This window comes from Pseudomonas sp. JR33AA (assembly GCF_021378985.1).
In the GTDB taxonomy this organism is placed as follows: Bacteria; Pseudomonadota; Gammaproteobacteria; order Pseudomonadales; family Pseudomonadaceae; genus Aquipseudomonas; species Aquipseudomonas alloputida.
The window spans coordinates 54,181-73,402 of record NZ_JAJSAW010000006.1; the positions used below are offsets into that span (position 1 = coordinate 54,181).

19 protein-coding genes and 1 pseudogene are annotated in these 19,222 nt (G+C 62.7%); 16 read left to right on the plus strand and 4 right to left on the minus strand.

The window, feature by feature from the left end; translation table 11 throughout:
• Nucleotides 1-176: 176 nt before the first annotated feature.
• Nucleotides 177-1,103, minus strand: a complete 927-nt coding sequence (locus LVS58_RS11810; RefSeq protein WP_233691215.1) for a universal stress protein — start codon at nucleotides 1,101-1,103, stop codon at nucleotides 177-179.
• Nucleotides 1,104-1,285: 182 nt separating this feature from the next.
• Between LVS58_RS11810 and LVS58_RS11815 the strand changes: the two genes are divergently transcribed.
• Entirely contained in the window at nucleotides 1,286-1,834 is a 549-nt protein-coding gene (locus LVS58_RS11815; protein WP_233691452.1) for a GNAT family N-acetyltransferase, read from the plus strand.
• A 29-nt stretch (nucleotides 1,835-1,863) separates the two neighbouring features.
• Here the strand turns inward: LVS58_RS11815 and LVS58_RS11820 are convergent, their stop codons facing one another.
• The gene (locus LVS58_RS11820; protein ID WP_233691216.1) at nucleotides 1,864-2,790 is read right to left on the minus strand and encodes a universal stress protein; all 927 of its coding nucleotides are present in this window, start codon (nucleotides 2,788-2,790) and stop codon (nucleotides 1,864-1,866) included.
• A 222-nt stretch (nucleotides 2,791-3,012) separates the two neighbouring features.
• Between LVS58_RS11820 and LVS58_RS11825 the strand changes: the two genes are divergently transcribed.
• On the plus strand, nucleotides 3,013-3,834 hold the full coding sequence (locus LVS58_RS11825; protein WP_233691217.1) for a helix-turn-helix domain-containing protein: 822 nt from the start codon (nucleotides 3,013-3,015) through the stop codon (nucleotides 3,832-3,834).
• A 35-nt stretch (nucleotides 3,835-3,869) separates the two neighbouring features.
• Here the strand turns inward: LVS58_RS11825 and paaX are convergent, their stop codons facing one another.
• Nucleotides 3,870-4,793 carry a phenylacetic acid degradation operon negative regulatory protein PaaX gene (gene paaX, locus LVS58_RS11830; RefSeq protein ID WP_233691218.1) on the minus strand — a complete coding sequence of 308 codons (924 nt, stop codon included), beginning with the start codon at nucleotides 4,791-4,793 and terminating at the stop codon, nucleotides 3,870-3,872.
• 77 nt (nucleotides 4,794-4,870) lie between these two features.
• Nucleotides 4,871-5,470, minus strand: a complete 600-nt coding sequence (paaY, locus tag LVS58_RS11835) for a phenylacetic acid degradation protein PaaY (protein ID WP_233691219.1) — start codon at nucleotides 5,468-5,470, stop codon at nucleotides 4,871-4,873.
• Between the two features lie 345 nt (nucleotides 5,471-5,815).
• Between paaY and paaF the strand changes: the two genes are divergently transcribed.
• The 14 genes and pseudogenes from paaF to LVS58_RS11905 all read left to right on the plus strand — a co-directional run bounded on the left by paaF (nucleotide 5,816) and on the right by LVS58_RS11905 (nucleotide 19,193).
• A complete protein-coding gene (gene paaF, locus LVS58_RS11840) occupies nucleotides 5,816-6,589 on the plus strand; it encodes a 2,3-dehydroadipyl-CoA hydratase PaaF (RefSeq protein ID WP_233691220.1) in 774 nt (257 codons plus the stop codon).
• 34 nt (nucleotides 6,590-6,623) lie between these two features.
• On the plus strand, nucleotides 6,624-7,415 hold the full coding sequence (paaG, locus tag LVS58_RS11845; RefSeq protein ID WP_233691221.1) for a 2-(1,2-epoxy-1,2-dihydrophenyl)acetyl-CoA isomerase PaaG: 792 nt from the start codon (nucleotides 6,624-6,626) through the stop codon (nucleotides 7,413-7,415).
• Between the two features lie 2 nt (nucleotides 7,416-7,417).
• Entirely contained in the window at nucleotides 7,418-8,935 is a 1,518-nt protein-coding gene (gene paaH / locus LVS58_RS11850; protein ID WP_233691222.1) for a 3-hydroxyacyl-CoA dehydrogenase PaaH, read from the plus strand.
• Entirely contained in the window at nucleotides 8,928-9,368 is a 441-nt protein-coding gene (gene paaI, locus LVS58_RS11855) for a hydroxyphenylacetyl-CoA thioesterase PaaI (RefSeq protein WP_233691223.1), read from the plus strand. The genes paaH and paaI overlap by 8 nt, the downstream gene beginning before the upstream one ends.
• Entirely contained in the window at nucleotides 9,361-10,581 is a 1,221-nt protein-coding gene (gene pcaF / locus LVS58_RS11860; RefSeq protein WP_233691224.1) for a 3-oxoadipyl-CoA thiolase, read from the plus strand. The genes paaI and pcaF overlap by 8 nt, the downstream gene beginning before the upstream one ends.
• Before the next feature lie 121 nt (nucleotides 10,582-10,702).
• Entirely contained in the window at nucleotides 10,703-12,022 is a 1,320-nt protein-coding gene (paaK, locus tag LVS58_RS11865; protein WP_233691225.1) for a phenylacetate--CoA ligase PaaK, read from the plus strand.
• Nucleotides 12,023-12,247: 225 nt separating this feature from the next.
• Nucleotides 12,248-13,237 (plus strand): 1,2-phenylacetyl-CoA epoxidase subunit PaaA, encoded by a 990-nt coding sequence (gene paaA / locus LVS58_RS11870; protein WP_233691226.1) that lies wholly within the window; start codon nucleotides 12,248-12,250, stop codon nucleotides 13,235-13,237.
• A 25-nt stretch (nucleotides 13,238-13,262) separates the two neighbouring features.
• Nucleotides 13,263-13,544: a 1,2-phenylacetyl-CoA epoxidase subunit PaaB gene (paaB, locus tag LVS58_RS11875; protein ID WP_004374528.1), complete on the plus strand. Its 282-nt coding sequence runs from the start codon at nucleotides 13,263-13,265 to the stop codon at nucleotides 13,542-13,544.
• 8 nt (nucleotides 13,545-13,552) lie between these two features.
• Nucleotides 13,553-14,311: a 1,2-phenylacetyl-CoA epoxidase subunit PaaC gene (paaC, locus tag LVS58_RS11880; protein WP_233691227.1), complete on the plus strand. Its 759-nt coding sequence runs from the start codon at nucleotides 13,553-13,555 to the stop codon at nucleotides 14,309-14,311.
• Entirely contained in the window at nucleotides 14,298-14,831 is a 534-nt protein-coding gene (gene paaD / locus LVS58_RS11885) for a 1,2-phenylacetyl-CoA epoxidase subunit PaaD (protein WP_233691228.1), read from the plus strand. Before paaC ends, paaD begins: the two co-directional genes overlap by 14 nt.
• Nucleotides 14,832-14,846: 15 nt before the next feature.
• Entirely contained in the window at nucleotides 14,847-15,923 is a 1,077-nt protein-coding gene (paaE, locus tag LVS58_RS11890; protein ID WP_233691229.1) for a 1,2-phenylacetyl-CoA epoxidase subunit PaaE, read from the plus strand.
• A 130-nt stretch (nucleotides 15,924-16,053) separates the two neighbouring features.
• Complete coding sequence (locus LVS58_RS11895) at nucleotides 16,054-16,362, plus strand: DUF485 domain-containing protein (protein ID WP_004374508.1); 309 nt, start codon at nucleotides 16,054-16,056, stop codon at nucleotides 16,360-16,362.
• Nucleotides 16,353-17,921 (plus strand): annotated as a pseudogene (locus LVS58_RS11900) (cation acetate symporter); the annotation flags it as partial. The gene LVS58_RS11895 and the pseudogene LVS58_RS11900, both read left to right, overlap by 10 nt.
• 39 nt (nucleotides 17,922-17,960) lie before the next feature.
• Entirely contained in the window at nucleotides 17,961-19,193 is a 1,233-nt protein-coding gene (locus LVS58_RS11905) for an OprD family porin (RefSeq protein WP_233691453.1), read from the plus strand.
• The last annotated feature ends 29 nt before the right edge of the window (nucleotides 19,194-19,222 follow it).

A 19,222-nucleotide genomic window follows, 5' to 3' on the forward strand; every position in this document is an offset into this window, starting at 1 on the left:
GTACCTTCAGGCCGCTTACCGCCTGCATCGGGGGGCGAACACGGGCGTTCATGAATACCACCCGGGCCTGGCTAGCGCACAGGGTCGATGTGATGACCTTGGCCAGGTACTGCTCGGTCGACTCGGGGGGATGCTGGCGGTCCGCATAGTCACGGTGCCGGTGCCGCCAAGAAAAGTCAGTTGCATGGCCAGGGCTCCCAACTTTCGGCTATTTGGGGGTGAACCGCGAGCACGCTGCACGGTGGGCGGCTGACGATACGCTCGGTGGTGTCACCCAACAGTTTGTCCAGGCCTTTGGGCTGTACCACGCCCATCACCACCACGTCGATGTCCAGGGCCGCGACCTGTTCACGGATCACCTGTACCGGGCCGCCTTCCATAAAATGTCGGCGGTCAGGCGCGACGCCTTCGGCATCGGCCAGCGCTTCGAACGGCTCCTGCAGTGCCTCGCGCATCTCGTCGAACCACGCCTGGGTGATATTCATGTCCGAGGCAAATACCCCTGCCAGGTTGTACGCCGATAGCAAATGCAGATGCGCGTCACACTGCAACGCCAGCGCCTGGGCAGCACGAACCAGTCCACGATTGAAGCACGCCTGGACGGCAGGCGTCTCGCTGAACGCAGTGTCCACTGCGACCAGCACCCGCCGCGGCAATGAGATGGCCGCCGCCGGCACGAAATGGCTGACGCATTTGACGCCTCGCATCAGCGCACAGTCCAGTGGGGTGTCGAACATGCGCACCAGGGCCGACGCGGCTTCGCTGTCCTTGATGACCATATCTGGCTGCAGTTCACTGATGTAGTCGATCGCCTGGCGGCGGATATCCTCCGCATTCAGGCTATCGACCGTCAGCGTTATACCGCTGCCTCGATGCCGCTCGAGCAATCCCGTCAACTGAACGCGATAGTGCTCGTACTGGCGCTTGATATCGGCCTCGTTCAGCCGCTCTTCGCGCAGAAGGTGCTCCTCGCTTGGCTCGAACAAGCCCAGCACATGCACGCTGGCGCCGCTGACATGCGCAAAGGCAAGGGCTCTGCGCAAAGCGGCGGAATGCGGATCTACCTCGGCCAGCAGCACCAGCAACTGTCGATATTGCCCCATGGTGAACCTCTGCGCTTGCGTCAGTGGATGTGATGCTGACGATATTCCGCGCGCAGGATCGCTGCTGCTTGATGCAGATCAGAAAACCGCTACCCAGGCTGAACTTGATGATTGTCAGAACCGAACCAGCCGGCCACGTTAAAACGGCTGCACCAGGCACTGATCAAGCAACGGGAGGCGTCATGAACGGGCAGCAAACAGCACAGCCACAAACCTGCGAACATTGGGTCGAAAACCTTGAGGACGGTTCGGCGGTGCTGATCCGCCCTCTGCGCGAGGAAGACCGCGAACGGGACACGCGTTTTCTGAGCACAATCGCTTATGAAACACGGCGTTTTCGTTTCATTGCCGGACTCAGCGGCGGCTTGCCTAGCTTGGACACGCAGGACATGCCCGTGGACTATCACCAGCGCATGGCCTATGTCGCCTTGGTTCATGTAGACGGTCAATTGCAACAAATCGGCGTCAGCCGCTATGCAAGCATACCTGGCAGTGAACGTTGCGAATGTGCAGTGGCGGTCAGCGAAGACTGGCAGCGCAAGGGGTTGGGCAAGCGCCTGATGCAACACCTGATCGCAGCCGCACGACGCAATGGCTTTCAGTGCATGGTCTCCAGGGATCTGGCCAGCAACTATGGCATGCACCGGCTGGTCAAGGCACTGGGCTTCACCTCAAGATACCCTGGCGGGGATGTGAGTGAGATCCTGCACGAACTTGACCTGCGGCCTTGAAAAGACAGGGCCCTTGCGAGCCTTGTGCTTCAGCCTTTGGAGCGCTCTGGAGAAATCACCAGCACACTGCTGGACAACCGATGCAGAACGCGCTCAGCAGTACTGCCAATGAACCAGCCGATGCCATGGTGGTGATAACTGCCCATGACCAGCACGTCGATATCATTGTTATCCATGAATATCGCCAGCGCCTTTGCCGGGTCGCCTATGCGCATATGGCGCTGTTCGACGGCGATCCCGTTGCGGTCGGCAAGTTCCTGAAAGGCAGCGCTCTGAGCGTCGAGCAAGGTCTTGGCCTGGTTCGAATCGAACAGGAACGAATGTTCCCGGCTGCCGCCAGCATCCAGGTACATGGAACCCAGGTCGTAGGCGTAAAGCAACTCGATCTGAGCATTGCACTGCAATGTCAGCTTCAGCGCTTCGCTGATGATCTGGTCGTTGAAACCTTCAAACTGATCCTCAGGCCTGGACAGGTCCACCGCCGCCAGAATCCTGCGTGGCAACGCATGGCTGGCCTTGTGTACCAAGTGCAAGGGTATTCGCGTTTCGCGCAGCAACTGGATATCCAGCGAGGTGAACATTGCGCGCATCCACCAAGGCTCCTGCTCGAGTTCTTTGATCAGCATGGCAAACGGCTGCTCACGCAAGTGAATCAGGATCTCATCCAAGGGCTGCTGCACCCACACCACCTCGGTGGTGACGATGACACCGTTGCGCCGCATCGGCAACGCCTGGGTTTCCAGCCATTCACGGTGCTGCTGCACGTAACCCTCGCGCATGGCTGCCAGCGCCTGGTCATTCACCAGGCCCGCCGTGGCAAGCCCTTCCACGTAGTCGAAAGCCACGATGTGCAGCGCCATCCCCTTGGCCTTGGCCAGCGCAGCAGCCCGGTCATAGACCGGGGTTCGGCGCATCAGGGGGGAGGCGATCAGCAGCAGTCTTTGCGCAGTTTCCATGGCACACCTCTGAGGTTGCGATACGTAGGTAAAGCATCTGCCACCTACGTCTTGCGAACTTGATGTTTATCAACTGGAGGCCCCTGCCGACCGATGGCATTACCCATGGCGCAAGAACTTGATGCGGATCAATACCTCAGGACTTCGCTGGCGCACCCTGTACCCAGATGTGCGTCATGGCGGGGCCCAAAGCGGCCGCCGAAGTGCGAAGGAGGCCTGAAGATGCCTGGCCAGCTTAAGGTCACACTGCTCGACTCGCCCAACGAGTCGTACAAGGCAAACCCTATTCACCTGAAACCGATGGTGAACCACTGCTTGAATTGCCGGGTAAGCGGACTATGCCTCCCCACCGGCCTGCCGGTTGACGACAACAGGTGCCTGGGCGCGTTGATAGGCCCACGGATGCGCGTTCGCAAGGGCGCCGCGCTGTTCAATGCCAACGATCCGCTGACCAAGCTCTATGCCGTACGCTGCGGCAGTTTCAAGACCAGCCTGAACACCGTCGAGGGGCAAGGCGTGGTGATCAACTTCTGGATGCCGGGCGATGTACTGGGCCTCGATGCCATTGCCACAGAGCACCATGTCTGTGACGCCATTGCCCTGGAGGACAGCGAAGTCTGCCCCGTCCCCTATTGTCGCTTGCAAACCCTGGCGCGCGAGTTTCCGGACCTTCAGCAAAGCCTGAATCGCTTGATGAGCCGGGAGATCGTGCGTGAGCACGGGCGCGTGCTGATGCTGTGCAACCTCACAGCAGAACAGCGGCTGGCCAGCTTCCTGGTGGGGCTCTCCAGGCGCTTCGTCAGCCGCGGTTACTCTGCCCATGGCTTCATGTTGCGGATGTCTCGTGAAGACATGGCTTCGTACCTGGGGTTACGCCTGGAAACCGTGTGCCGATCCGTCGCCCGCCTGCGCGCGCTGGGTATCGTCGACCTGCACGGCAGGTTGGTAGAAATTCTCGATATGCCTGCACTCATGGCGCTGGAACAAGGTGGCGGTGAAAGCGAGGTCAAGGGCCCAATGACGGCGCCCTGCTCAACGCCGTGAAGGTTGGCCACGGCACTGTGAAGCGAGCACTCCCCTCACGCCAAACCGCCAAAACGCTTGTAGAAACTCTCGCTCACATCCGGCAATGGGCCATCTGCTGTCTCCAGCGCTGCGTTCAGCCACTCTTCGGCTTTGGCAAACACCAGTCGGTAGAGGTTGCGGCACAACTGCCGCGCAGCCCTTCCCTCCCAGTCGCCTGGCAGCAGTTCGTCGGGTAGTTGCGGGTCGCGCAGCAGCAGGCGGCGGTATTCGTGAATCAGCAGCGTACGTGCCAGGAAGCAATCTTGAGCATCCAGCGACGGCTGCTCTTTCAAACCTTGCCACAGAGGCCTGAACAGCTGGATAAACTCGCTGTATTGCTGCCCCAGTTCGTCGATACGCCAGCTTTCCCGCACCTGTGCGCGCATGGCCTTGGACGCGAGTACCTCTTGGGTGTGGGTTTCGAAGACGATACTGTCGTCGCTGGCCTCAAGATCACGCAGCGTGGCCACCAGGTCGGCACGGTCTGCCCGTGGGCAACCCAGCAGGTTCGGCGCCATGACACCAAACCCCTGCCACTCCAGCTCTTCACGCACGGCCTTGCGTTTACCCGCCTCCAGTTGCGACAGCAACACCAGCGTCCAGGCCCCGTCCCAGGCTGGCTGGCTGGGGCTATAGACGCGCTTGAAGGCTTTTTCGAAACGCCGACGGCCAGTGCCTGTCAGGCTGTAATAACTGCGTCGACCCACCTTTTCCGCAGTGAGCCAACCTTCTTTGGTCAGGCGAAAGATCGACGTGCGGATCAGCCGTTCATTGATGCCGATCGGCTCCAGCAGGTTGATCAGGCTACCGAGCCAGACTGTACCGCCGTGCGGCTCGATGGCATCGCCGTACAACGTGATGATCAGGGAACTGGCGCGGATGGGCGTCTGCTCCTGAAAGCGGGTGATCAAGTGGTTCAGTGGGGCGAGATTGCTCATGGGCGAACTGTGCGCGGATAAAGCACCGACTATACCTGTGCGGTGGGCCGCCTGGCCATTGCGTGTCGCTGGCAGGCTCATGCGCTCGCCTGGCCCTTGGGCCTGACCCCGGTGTCTTCCATGCGCGGGCGTCCCGGCTCTGCTTCCGCCAGCGGCGGGCATTCGACCATGCTGTTCATGCAGCGCTGCGCCAGGTGCTGGTACTCCGCCGTCCCGCGCTGTTTCCAGGCCAGTTCCTGATCGCTCAGTGGGCGTTTGACCTGGGCCGGCGACCCCATCACCAGGTTCTGTTCGGCACATTCGAAGCCTGCCTTGACGAAGGCAGTGGCCGCGACAATGCAACGTGGTGCTACATGGGCGCCATCCATGATCACGGCGTTCATGCCGATCAAAGCATCTTCGCCCACACGACAGCCGTGCAGCACGGCGCCATGGCCGACGTGCCCGTTACGTTCTACGACGGTGTCGCCCCCCGGAAAACCATGCATCACGCAGGTGTCCTGCAAGTTGGCGCCCTCTTCCAGCACGATGCGGCCGAAATCGCCCCTGAGCGATGCCAATGGGCCGATGTAGCAGCGGGGTCCAACGATGACGTCGCCGATCAGGACTGCGCTGGGGTGCACGTAGGCCGTCGGGTGAACCACGGGCGTCAGGCCGTCCAGTCGATAGCAAGGCATGGCATCACTCCTGAAATGATTGAAATTTCCATCGATCTTGTATCAGAAGCTATTCGGTCGTCAAACGTGTATCGCGTGTATTGCTTTGATATTGCCAAGCGAAAACCAGGATTAAACCCGCTAAAACGCCTAGCTAAAACGTTTTATCTGTCTCCACTGCTCATGGAGCGTGTTCGCTGAAGACCAACAAAGAGATACGTAAAAGTATTTCAGATATTGCATTGATGTATCACATGGAGCATATACTGATCTCACCTGGTCGTGATCCCGCATTACGCCCCTGCAAACAATTCCAAAAAATGCCGGCCACGCGATGTGCCGTGCGTGCAGCCAGAGGAACCCGACATGCCGCGATATATCGATGTGCAGGCGCCCGAACACGGCGTTCAGCTCATTACCCTGCAACGGCCCGAGGCCTTGAACGCCCTGTGCACCGAGCTACTGGCGGAACTGGCTGCTGCGCTGCAGGCCGCCGGGGAAGACGAGCATGTCCGAGCCACAGTGATTACCGGCAGTGCCAAGGCATTCGCCGCAGGCGCCGACATCCGCGAGATGGCTGATCGCGACCTGGTCGGCATCCTCAACGACCCGCGCGTCGCGTATTGGCAAAGCATCGCCGCATTCGCCAAGCCGCTGATTGCCGCAGTCAACGGCTATGCCCTGGGTGGCGGCTGCGAACTGGCAATGTGCGCCGACATCGTCATCGCCGGCACCGACGCCCGTTTCGGCCAGCCGGAAATCAACCTTGGCATCATCCCCGGTGCTGGCGGCACCCAGCGCCTGTCGCGTGCCGTCGGTAAGCCGTTGGCCATGCAGATGGTCCTGACGGGGGAAGCCATCACCGCCCACCGGGCCCAGCAGGCCGGCCTGGTCAGCGAAATCACCCAGCCCGAACTCACCGTAGAACGCGCCATGCAGGTTGCCCGCAGCATTGCCGCCAAAGCTCCGCTGGCCGTGCGTCTGGCCAAGGAGGCGTTACTGAAGGCCGGTGATACCGACCTGGCCAGCGGCCTGCGCTTCGAGCGCCATGCCTTCACCCTGCTGGCTGGCACCGCCGACCGCGATGAAGGCATCCGCGCCTTCCAGGAAAAGCGCCAGGCACGTTTCCAGGGGCGCTGATCATCATTCTCTCGACCGACGGAGCGAGTCTGTCATGACTTTCCAGCACATCCTGTTTTCCATCGAGGACGGCGTTGCCTTCCTTTCATTGAACCGCCCCGAGCAGCTGAACAGCTTCAATACGGCCATGCACCTGGAGGTGCGCGAAGCGCTCAGGCAAGTGCGCCAGAGCAGTGAAGCGCGGGTGCTGCTGCTGACGGCTGAAGGCCGCGGCTTCTGCGCCGGGCAGGACCTGTCCGACCGCAACGTCGCCCCAGGCGCCGAGATGCCAGACCTGGGCCAATCGATCGACAAGTTCTACAACCCGCTGGTACGCACCCTGCGCGACCTGCCTTTGCCGGTGATCTGTGCGGTCAACGGCGTGGCTGCCGGTGCCGGTGCCAACATTCCCTTGGCCTGCGACCTGGTGCTGGCCGCCCGCTCGGCCAGTTTCATCCAGGCCTTCTGCAAGATCGGCCTGGTGCCGGACTCCGGCGGTACCTGGCTGCTGCCGCGCTTGGTCGGCATGGCCCGGGCCAAGGCGCTGGCCATGCTGGGCGAGCGCCTTGGCGCCGAACAGGCCGCGCAATGGGGGTTGATCCACCGCGTGGTGGATGATGCCGCGCTGCGTGACGAAGCCCTCACCCTCGCCCGCCACCTCGCCGCCCAGCCCACCTACGGCCTGGCGCTGATCAAGCGCAGCCTCAATGCCAGTTTCGACAACGGCTTTGAGGAGCAACTGGAACTGGAGCGCGACCTGCAGCGCTTGGCCGGGCGCAGCGAGGACTACCGCGAAGGCGTGAGCGCTTTCATGAACAAACGTACGCCAGCCTTCAAGGGGCGCTGAACATGGACGCACTCGCAAGCAATGTGCAGGTGGCGGTGATTGGTGCCGGCGCGATGGGCGCCGGTATCGCCCAGGTCGCGGCCCAGGCCGGCCACCCTGTAAAGCTTTACGATAACCGCCTGGGTGCTGCCGCCCAGGCAGCCCAGGGTATCGATCGCCAACTGGCCCGGCTGGTGGAAAAAGGAAAGTTGCTGCCTGCTGAACGCGAAGCGATCAATGCTCGTCTGTGCCCGGTCGATACGCTCGAAGCCTTGGCAGATGCCGGCCTGGTGATTGAAGCCATTGTCGAAAACCTGCAGGTGAAGCAAGCGTTGTTCAGCCAGCTCGAAACCCTGTGCGCAGCCGACTGTATCCTTGCCAGCAACACTTCGTCACTGTCCATCACCAGCCTCGCGGCAGGCCTTGAACGCCCGCAGCACGTGGTCGGCATGCACTTCTTCAACCCGGCACCGCTGATGGCGCTGGTCGAGGTGGTGTCGGGCCTGGCAACCGACCCGGCAGTGGCCGCACGCATCCATGCCACTGCCCAGGCCTGGGGCAAGCAGCCGGTCCATGCGCGCTCAACACCGGGTTTCATCGTCAACCGGGTAGCGCGGCCGTTCTACGCCGAAAGCCTGCGCCTGATGCAGGAAGGTGCCGCCGATTGCGTCAGCCTGGATGCGCTGATGCGTGATGCTGGCGGCTTCCGCATGGGGGCGTTCGAGCTGACCGACCTGATTGGCCATGACGTCAATTACGCTGTCACGTGCTCAGTATTCGATGCTTTCTATGGCGATTTCCGCTTTCAGCCTTCGCTGGTGCAGAAGGAACTGGTGGACGCCGGTCGCCTGGGTCGCAAGACCGGCCAAGGCTTCTATCGCTACACCGAAGGCGTCGAGCGCCCGCAGCCGGCCGAATTGCATAGCAGCGCCGGTGCAGAGGCCTGCGTGGTCGAGGGCAACCTGGGGGTGATGCAACCGTTGGTCGAGCGTCTGCGCCAAAGCGGCATTGCTGTGACCCAGCGCGCCGGTAGTGGCTTGATTCAGGTGGGCGATGCCACCCTGGCCCTGTCCGATGGCCGCCTGGCCAGCCAGCGCGCCCGCGAAGACGGCTTGCGCAACCTTGTGCTGCTCGACCTGGCGCTGGACTACAGCAGCGCCAAGCGCCTTGCCATCAGCTGGTCTGCCGATACCACGGACAGCGCCCGCGACCAGGCTGTAGCCCTGCTGCAACGTGCCGGCCTGAAAGTGACCGGCATCGCCGACCTTCCCGGCCTGGTGGTACTGCGCACTGTGGCAATGCTCGCCAACGAGGCCGCCGATGCGGTGCTGCAGGGCGTCGGCAGCGCTGCCGATATCGACCTGGCCATGCGCGCCGGCGTCAATTACCCCCGCGGCCCGTTGGCCTGGGCCGCAGACATTGGCCTTGCTCACACCCTGGCCGTGCTCGACAACCTGCAGCGCAGCTACGGTGAAAGCCGCTATCGCCCTTCCCTGCTCTTACGCCGCTGCGAAGCCAAAGGAGGCACCCTGTATGACTGAAGCGCAACTGGCACAAGCCTGTGCCGACGCCATGTACGCCCGCGACCAGGCCACACAGGGCCTGGGCATCAGCCTGCTGGATGCCGGCCCGGGGAGGGCCAGCCTGCGCATGCCGGTGCGTGCCGACATGATCCAGGGGCATGGCACCTGTCATGGGGGCTTTCTGTTCGCGTTGGCCGATTCGGCGTTCGCCTTCGCCTGTAACAGCTACGACCAGGCCACAGTGGCGCTGGGGTGCAGCATCGACTACCTGGCCCCGGCACTGCGCGATGACGTGCTCACCGCTCACGCCAGCGAAGTCAGCCGCAAAGGCCGCACCGGCCTGTACGACGTGCGCATCGACAACCAGCGCGGTGAGCTGGTGGCGATGTTCCATGGCAAATCCTACAAAGTGCGCGGCACCGTGCTGGCGCAGGAGACGCAAGATGAATGAACCGACCCACGCCGATGCCCTGATCATCGATGCCGTGCGCACCCCCATTGGCCGATATGCCGGGGCCCTGAGCACTGTACGCGCCGACGACCTGGCGGCCATCCCGCTCAAAGCCTTGATCCAGCGCCACCCCGAATTGGACTGGAAAGCCATTGATGACGTCATCTTCGGCTGCGCCAACCAGGCCGGGGAAGACAACCGCAACGTGGCTCACATGGCGAGCCTGCTGGCGGGGCTGCCACTGGAAGTACCAGGGACCACGATCAACCGCCTGTGCGGTTCCGGCCTGGATGCCATCGGCAATGCGGCACGTGCGCTGCGCTGTGGTGAAGCGGGGCTCATGCTGGCCGGTGGTGTGGAATCCATGTCGCGCGCGCCGTTTGTGATGGGTAAGGCAGACCAGGCATTCGGTCGTGCGGCCGAGCTGTTCGACACCACGATCGGCTGGCGCTTCGTCAACCCGCTGATGAAGGCCGCCTACGGCATCGATTCGATGCCGGAAACCGCCGAAAACGTGGCCGAGCAGTTCGGCATCTCGCGCGCTGACCAGGATGCCTTTGCCCTGCGCAGCCAGCACAAGGCCGCAGCCGCTCAGGCCCGTGGCCGCCTGGCGCGGGAAATCGTGCCCGTCGAAATCGCGCAACGCAAAGGCCCCGCCAAAGTGGTCGAGCATGACGAGCACCCGCGCGGCGACACAACCCTGGAGCAGCTGGCTCGGCTCGGCACGCCGTTTCGTGAAGGCGGCAGCGTAACGGCGGGTAATGCCTCCGGCGTGAATGACGGCGCTTGCGCCCTGCTGCTGGCCAACAGTGCCGCGGCCCGCCGCCATGGCCTGAAGGCGCGCGGCCGCATCGTCGGCATGGCCGTGGCCGGGGTTGAGCCCAGGCTGATGGGCATCGGTCCGGTGCCTGCGACCCGCAAGGTGCTGGCGCTCACCGGCCTGGCACTGGCTGACATGGATGTCATCGAACTCAATGAAGCCTTCGCCGCCCAAGGGCTGGCCGTGTTGCGCGAGCTGGGCCTGGCCGACGACGACCCGCGAGTCAACCGCAACGGAGGCGCCATCGCCCTGGGCCACCCACTGGGCATGAGCGGTGCTCGATTGGTAACCACGGCCTTGCACGAGCTTGAAGAAACGGCCGGTCGCTACGCCCTGTGCACCATGTGCATCGGTGTAGGCCAAGGCATCGCCATGATCATCGAGCGCCTCTGAGCGGTTCAGGCCCTGCGCTTGTTACCGAACTGAACGCAGCCGTATATGCTGCCTCCATGACACTCACCGCGTGGCCTGCAACCGCTGGCGCGCGGCGTACAAGAACAATTCGAGTGAAGCCATGAACATGTACCATGATGCCGATCGTGCCCTGCTGGACCCGATGGAAACCGCCAGCGTGGATGCCCTGCGCCAGCACCAGCTGGAGCGTCTGCGTTGGAGCCTGAAGCACGCCTACGACAATGTGCCGCTGTACCGCCAGCGCTTTGCCGAATGCGGCGCCCACCCCGAAGACCTCACGTGCCTGGAAGACCTGGCGAAATTCCCCTTCACCGGCAAGAACGACCTGCGTGACAACTACCCCTACGGCATGTTTGCCGTGCCCCAGGAAGACGTGGTGCGCCTGCATGCCTCCAGTGGCACCACCGGCAAGCCGACGGTGGTCGGCTACACCCAGAACGATATCGACACCTGGGCCAATGTGGTTGCCCGTTCGATTCGTGCGGCCGGCGGGCGCAAAGGTGACAAGGTGCATGTGTCCTACGGCTACGGGCTGTTCACCGGCGGGCTCGGCGCGCACTACGGCGCCGAACGCCTGGGCTGCACCGTGATCCCGATGTCCGGTGGCCAGACCGAAAAGCAGGTGCAGCTGATTCGCGACTTTCAGCCCGACATCATCATGGTCACCCCATCCTACATGCTCAACCTCGCTGACGAGATCGAGCGCCAGGGCATCGACCCCCACCACCTCAAGCTGCGGCTGGGTATTTTCGGTGCCGAGCCGTGGACCGACGAGCTGCGCCGCTCGATAGAGCAGCGTCTGGGCATCAATGCCCTCGATATCTACGGCCTTTCGGAAATCATGGGGCCCGGGGTGGCAATGGAGTGCATCGAGACCAAGGACGGCCCAACCATCTGGGAGGACCACTTCTATCCCGAGATCATCGACCCTGCTACCGGTGAGGTGCTGCCGGATGGCCAACTGGGCGAGCTGGTATTCACCTCGCTGAGCAAAGAGGCATTGCCGATGGTGCGCTACCGCACCCGCGACCTGACCCGACTGCTGCCCGGCACCGCTCGGCCAATGCGGCGGATCGGCAAGATCACCGGCCGCAGTGACGACATGCTGATCATACGCGGCGTCAATGTGTTCCCGACCCAGATCGAGGAGCAGGTATTGAAAATAAAACAGCTTTCAGAACTTTATGAGATACATTTGTATCGCAATGGAAACTTGGACAGTGTCCAGGTGCATGTGGAACTGCGCGCAGAGTGCCAGCACCTTGACGAAGGCCAGCGCAAGCTGGTTGTCGGGGAGTTGTCCAAACAGATCAAGACCTACATCGGTATCAGCACCCAGGTGCACCTACAGCCCTGCGGCACGCTCAAGCGCTCCGAGGGCAAGGCGTGTCATGTGTTCGACAAACGGTTGGCCAGCTAACCCATTCGGCTGCCATTTCGGCCCCGGCATTGTCCGGGGCTTTTTTTTGCCTGAATCCCCACGGCCACGCGCTGATGCAGGCGCAGCCTTGCGCCGAGAGTGGGCTGCAACCGCCCCTTGGTCAGCAATGTGATACAGAAATATTACCTGATACACATAAATGTGTTTGACGTTATGTTTTGTATCGCTTACAAATGACTCATGCCTTAGCAGGAGTCGCAGCACATGTACGCACAGCTAGTGGAAACCGGAGTCAAGCGCGTCAAGTCGCTGGAAGAAATGTCCCCCGAGGAACGCAACTTCCAGGAAAAGATCGACGCCGAAATCAAGATCGAAGCCAAGAACTGGATGCCCGAGGCCTACCGCCACACCCTCATCCGGCAGATCTCCCAGCACGCCCACTCTGAAATCGTCGGCATGCTGCCCGAAGGCAACTGGGTTACCCGTGCCCCCAGCCTCAAGCGCAAACTGCAGCTGATGGCCAAGATTCAGGACGAAGCCGGCCACGGCCTGTACCTGTACAGCGCCATGGAAACCCTGGGGGCTGACCGCGACGAAGAGATCGACAAGCTGCACAGCGGCAAGGCCAAGTACTCGAGCATCTTCAACTACCCCACCCTCAGCTGGGCCGACATGGGCGCTGTGGGCTGGCTGGTGGATGGCGCCGCCATCGTCAACCAGGTGGTACTGCAGCGCACCTCTTACGGCCCCTACTCCCGCGCGATGATCCGTATCTGCAAGGAAGAGAGCTTCCACCAGCGCCAGGGCTACGAAATGCTCCTGACCATGATGCGCCAGGGCACCCAAGCCCAGCGCGAGATGGTTCAGGACGCCATCAACCGTCTGTGGTGGCCGGCACTGATGATGTTCGGCCCGAGCGATGAACACTCGCCCAACAGCGCCCAGTCGATGGCCTGGAAGATCAAGCGCCAGACCAACGACGAACTGCGCCAGCGCTTCATCGACCAGACCGTGCCGCAGCTGGAACTGCTTGGCTGCACTGCGCCTGACCCTGAGCTGAAGTGGAACGCCGAGCGCGGCCACTACGACTTTGGCCAAATCCAGTGGGACGAGTTCTATGAAGTGATCAAGGGCAATGGCCCGTGCAACCTGGAACGTGTCGCCACCCGGCGCAAGGCCATCGAGGACGGCGCTTGGGTACGCGAGGCCGCCGTGGCCTATGCGCGCAAGCAACAGAACAAGAACGCCGCCTGAGCGGCGATTGATGCGGAGAGCGAAAATGTCTGTCTGGACCCTCTACGAAGTGTTCGTGCGCAGCAAGCACGGCCTTAACCACAAGCACGTCGGCAGCGTGCACGCCGCCGATGCCGCCATGGCCATCGAGAACGCCCGCGAGCTCTATACCCGCCGTAGCGAAGGTGTGAGCCTGTGGGTGGTACCTTCGGCGCTGATCACCGCCTCCTCCCCCGACGAGAAAGACCCGCTGTTCGCCCCCTCGGACGACAAGGTCTATCGCCATGCCAGCTTCTACGAGCTGCCCGACGAAGTCGGACACATGTGAGGTGGGCCATGCATAAAGAAGCCCTTATCCCCTATCTGCTGTTGCTCGGCGACAGCGCCCTGGTCCAGGGCCAGCGCCTCTGTGAGTGGTGTGGCCGTGCCCCGGCCCTCGAGGAAGAGCTGGCCCTGATGAACGTCGGCCTCGATCTGGTCGGCCAGGCCCGCAACTGGCTGGAGTATGCCGCCGAGCTGCTCGACGATGGCCGAGATGCCGATGCCCTGGCGTTCCGCCGTGACGAGCGCGCCTACCGCAACCTGCTGCTGGTCGAGCAACCCAATGGTGATTTTGCCGTGACCATGACCAAGCAGTTCCTTTACGACGCGTGGCACTTCGCCGTGCTGCAGGGGCTGGTCGAGTCCAGCGACGCGCAAATAGCCGGTATTGCCGCCAAGGCCCTGAAGGAGGTCACCTACCACCTGCGCCGGTCCAGCGAGTGGGTACAACGTCTGGGCGGTGGTACCGATGCCAGCCGCCAGCGCATGCTCGCCGCTATCCCGGCACTGTGGCGCTTCACCGTCGAACTCACCGCGGGCAGCGACAACGAAGTTCGTCTGGCCGAATGCGGTATCGGCGCCGATCCCGCTACCGTCGGCGCCACCTGGCTCAAGCAGGTCACGGCGACGTTTGCTTCGGTCGAACTGCCGCTGCCCAAGGCCGCCAGCCACTTCTACCTGGATGGCCGCAAAGGCCTGCACAGCGAGCATCTGGGCCTGCTGCTGGCCGAAATGCAGTTCCTGCCAAGGGCCTACCCCGATGCAACCTGGTGAACTGATTGCCGGCGACCGCGGCGCACGGGCACAGCAAGGCGACGACCTGGCTCGCGCCTGGGCCGTTCTGGGCCAGGTCATGGACCCTGAAGTGCCGGTGGTCAGCGTGGTCGACCTGGGGATCGTGCGCGATGTCGCTTGGCGCGCCGGGCACCTGCACCTGGTGGTCACCCCGACCTACTCTGGCTGCCCGGCCACCGAAGTCATCGAAGAGGATATCCGCCAGGCGCTGGAACAGGCCGGTTTCACCGCGCCAGATCTAGAGCGCCGGCTGACCCCGGCCTGGAGCACCGACTGGATCAGCGAACTGGGCCGCGAGCGCCTGCGCGCTTATGGCATTGCGCCGCCGCAAGGCAGCGCCAGCAAGCGCAGCCTGCTCGGCGAAGCGCCCCAGGTGTGCTGCCCGCAATGTGGCAGCGCGCATACCGAATTGCTCAGCCAGTTCGGCTCCACGGCCTGCAAGGCGCTGTACCGCTGCCGCGAGTGCCTGGAGCCATTCGACTATTTCAAATGCATTTGAGCCGTGGAGACCACCATGAGCCAGTTTCACAGCCTGACCATCAAGCAAGTGCGCAATGAGACCCGTGATGCGGTATCGATTGCCTTCGATGTGCCCGAGCACCTGCAGGACCAGTTCCGCTTCACTCAGGGCCAGTACCTGGTCATGCGTACCCAGCTGGACAACGAGGAAGTCCGCCGGTCCTACTCCATCTGCAGCGCCGTACAGGACGGCGAACTGCGCGTGGCCGTCAAGCGCGTGCCGGGCGGGCGCTTCTCGGCGTTCGCCAATGAAGTGCTCAAGGCCGGCCAGCAGCTGGAAGTGATGCCGCCCTCGGGTAGCTTCTTCGTGCCACTGGACCCTGCTCGCCAGGGCCACTATCTGGGGGTGGCCGCCGGCAGCGGCATCACCCCGATACTGTCGATCATCGCCACGACGCTGGCCAGCGAGCCGCACAGCCGTTTCACCTTGCTGTACGGCAACCGCTCCAGTTCGGGGGCGCTGTTCCGCGACAAGCTCGAAGACCTGAAAAACCGTTACCTCGACCGCTTGAACCTGATTTTCGTGTTCAGCCGCGAACAGCAGGATGTCGACCTGTACAACGGCCGCATCGACGCCGACAAATGCGGCCAGCTGTTCTCGCGCTGGCTGGACGTTGCCGGCCTGGACGCGGCATTCATCTGCGGCCCGCAGGCGATGACCGAGACCGTGCGTGACAGCCTGCAGGCCAACGGCATGGCCAAGGAACGCATTCACTTCGAGCTGTTCGCCGCCGCCGGCAGCGAGGCCCGCCGCGAAGCCCGTGAGGCGGCACGCCAGGTGGATTCGGCGCTTAGCCATATCACCGTGATCAGCGACGGCCGGGCACTGAGCTTCGACCTGCCGCGCAACACCCAGAACGTGCTGGACGCCGGCAACGCCATTGGCGCCGAGCTGCCCTATTCGTGCAAGGCCGGTGTGTGCTCCACCTGCAAGTGCCGGGTGATCGAGGGCGAAGTGGAGATGGACAGCAACCATGCCCTCGAAGATTACGAAGTGGCGGCCGGGTATGTGCTGTCGTGCCAGACGTACCCGGTGAGCGACAAGGTGGTGCTTGACTTCGACCAGTTGTAGACCGCGTCGACTGCTTCGCGGGTGAACCCGCTCCTACAGGGGCATCCACCTGCGAAGAGGGCCTGAGCAGCAACGCAATACCCCCGCGTGACCTCAACAAAACAATTACAACACCCAGAGATCGCAACCCATGACACCCGAACGCATAGAAAGCATCGCCAACCACCCCGACTTCCAGCACCTGGTACGGCGCAAACGCCGCCTCAACGGCAGCCTGACCCTGGCCATGCTGGTGGTCTACTACGGCTTCGTCCTGCTGGTTGCGTTTTCGCCCAGCACCCTCGGCCAGTCCCTCAGCGGCGGCGTGACCACTGTCGGCATGCTGGTGGGTGTGCTGATGGTGCTGCTGTCCTTTGCCCTGACGGGTATCTATGTGCACCGCGCCAACAACGTGCTCGACCCGCTCAACGACAAGGTCAAGCAGGAGTGCGCACAATGAACTGGACAGCCATTTCGATGTTCATGGTGTTTGTCTGCTTCACCCTGCTGGTCACCCGCTGGGCTGCTCTGCGCACCCGCTCGGCCAGCGACTTCTACACCGCCGGCGGCGGCTTGACCGGCATGCAGAACGGCTTGGCGATCGCTGGGGACATGATCAGTGCCGCTTCGTTCCTGGGCATTTCCGCAATGATGTTCATGAACGGCTACGACGGCCTGTTGTATGCCCTCGGTGTCCTGGCAGGCTGGCCGATCATCCTGTTCCTGATCGCCGAGCGCCTGCGCAACCTGGGCAAGTACACCTTTGCCGACGTGGTCAGCTACCGGCTGGCGCAAACCCCGGTGCGCTTGACCTCGGCTTTCGGCACCCTGGTGGTGGCGCTGATGTACCTGGTGGCGCAAATGGTCGGCGCTGGCAAGCTGATCGAGCTGCTGTTCGGCATCAGCTACCTGTACGCCGTGATGCTGGTCGGTGTGCTGATGGTTGCCTATGTCACCTTCGGTGGCATGCTCGCTACCACCTGGGTGCAGATCATCAAGGCGGTAATGCTGCTATCAGGCACCAGTTTCATGGCCTTCATGGTGCTCAAGCACTTCGGCTTCAGCACCGAGGCCATGTTTGCCAGCGCCGTGGCCGTGCATGCCAAGGGCCAGGCGATCATGGCCCCTGGCGGCTTGTTGTCCAACCCGGTGGACGCCATTTCCCTCGGTTTGGGCATGATGTTCGGCACCGCTGGCCTGCCGCATATCCTGATGCGCTTCTTCACTGTCAGTGATGCCAAGGAAGCACGCAAGAGCGTGTTCTACGCCACCGGTTTCATTGGTTACTTCTACCTGCTGCTGATCGTTGTCGGCTTTGGCGCCATCGTCATGGTCGGCACTGAGCCGTCCTACCGCGACGCCACTGGCGCCATCATCGGTGGCGGCAACATGGTCGCGGTGCACCTGGCCCAGGCCGTGGGTGGCAACCTGTTCCTGGGCTTCATCTCTGCCGTCGCCTTCGCCACCATTCTGGCGGTGGTCGCCGGCCTGGCGCTGTCCGGGGCATCGGCAGTGTCCCACGACCTGTATGCCTGCGTGATGCGCAAAGGCAAGGCTACCGAGCAAGAGGAAATGCGTGTGTCGCGCATTGCCACGCTGGTCATCGGCCTGCTGGCAGTGATCCTGGGCCTGATGTTCGAGTCGCAGAACATTGCCTTCCTTTCCGGCCTGGTGCTGGCGGTGGCCGCTTCGGTCAACTTCCCGGTGCTGCTCCTTTCCATGTTCTGGAAAGGCCTGACCACCCGCGGCGCGGTGTGCGGCAGCATGGCCGGGCTGGTCTCGGCGGTGCTGTTGGTAGTGCTGGGCCCGGCGGTGTGGGTCAACGTGCTGCACAACGAAACGGCACTGTTCCCCTACAGCAACCCCGCGCTGTTCTCCATGAGCCTGGCCTTCCTCAGTGCCTGGGTGTTCTCGGTTACCGACACCTCCGAACGTGCCGTTGAAGAACGTGGTCGCTACCTGGGCCAGTTCATCCGCTCCATGACCGGTATCGGCGCGGCTGGCGCCAGCAAACACTGACTTCAAGGACGAACAGACATGTCGGGTAAAACAACAACAATGAACCGCACGCAGTTGATGTCAGCCGCCTGGCTGGCCACCATTGCCCTGCCGATGCCTGCGCTGGCCGACTTCATCGGCGACAGCCATGCACGCCTGGAGCTGCGCAACCACTACATCAACCGTGATTTCCGCCAGAGCAACGCCCCGCAGGCCAAGGCCGAGGAATGGGGCCAAGGCTTTACCGCCAAGCTCGAATCAGGCTTTACCGAGGGCCCGATCGGCTTTGGCGTCGACGCCCTGGGCCAGTTGGGCATCAAGCTCGACTCCAGCCGCGACCGTCGCAACACCGGCCTGCTGCCTTTTGGTCCGAACAGCCACGAACCGGTCGACGACTACAGCGAGCTGGGCCTGACCGGCAAGGTACGTGTGTCCAAGAGCACCTTGCGGCTGGGCACCTTGCAGCCGATCCTGCCGGTGGTGGTGTACAACGACACCCGCCTGCTGGCGTCCACCTTCCAGGGTGGCTTGCTCACCAGTCAGGACCTCGATGGCCTCACCTTCAATGCCGGACGCCTGACCAAGGCCAACCTGCGCGACTCCTCTGGCCGCGATGACATCGGCTATGGCGCTGCCAGCAGTGACCACCTGGACTTTGGGGGTGGCAGCTACGCCATCACCCCACAAACCAGCGTCAGCTACTACTACGCCAAGCTCCAGGACATCTACCGTCAGCAGTTTGTCGGTCTGATAGACACCCGCCCACTGGCAGAAGGCGTGAGCCTGCGCAGTGACCTGCGCTATTTCGATAGCCGCAACGACGGTGCCGAGCGTGCTGGGACCATCGACAACCGTAACTTCAATGCCATGTTCACCCTGGGCGTGCGGGCGCACAAGTTCACCGCCACCTGGCAGCAAATGTCCGGTGACAGCGCCTTCCCGTTCGTCAACGGCGGCGACCCGTTCACCGTCAACCTGGTCACCTATAACACCTTCACCCGCGCCGGGCTGGACTCTTGGCAAGTGCGCTACGACTACGACTTCGTTGCCATGGGCATCCCCGGCCTGAGTTTCATGACCCGCTACACCGACGGTCGCCACGCGGAAACTGCCACCGTGACCAATGGCCGCGAGCGCGAGCGCGACACCGACATCACGTATGTCATCCAGAGTGGCCCGTTCAAGGACGTCAGCCTGCGCTGGCGCAATGTCACCTTCCGCTCCGGCAACGGCCTGACCAACGCTGTGGACGAAAACCGCCTGATCATCGGCTACACCCTGGCGCTGTGGTAACAGCGCCCCTCACATTTTGAACAGCATGG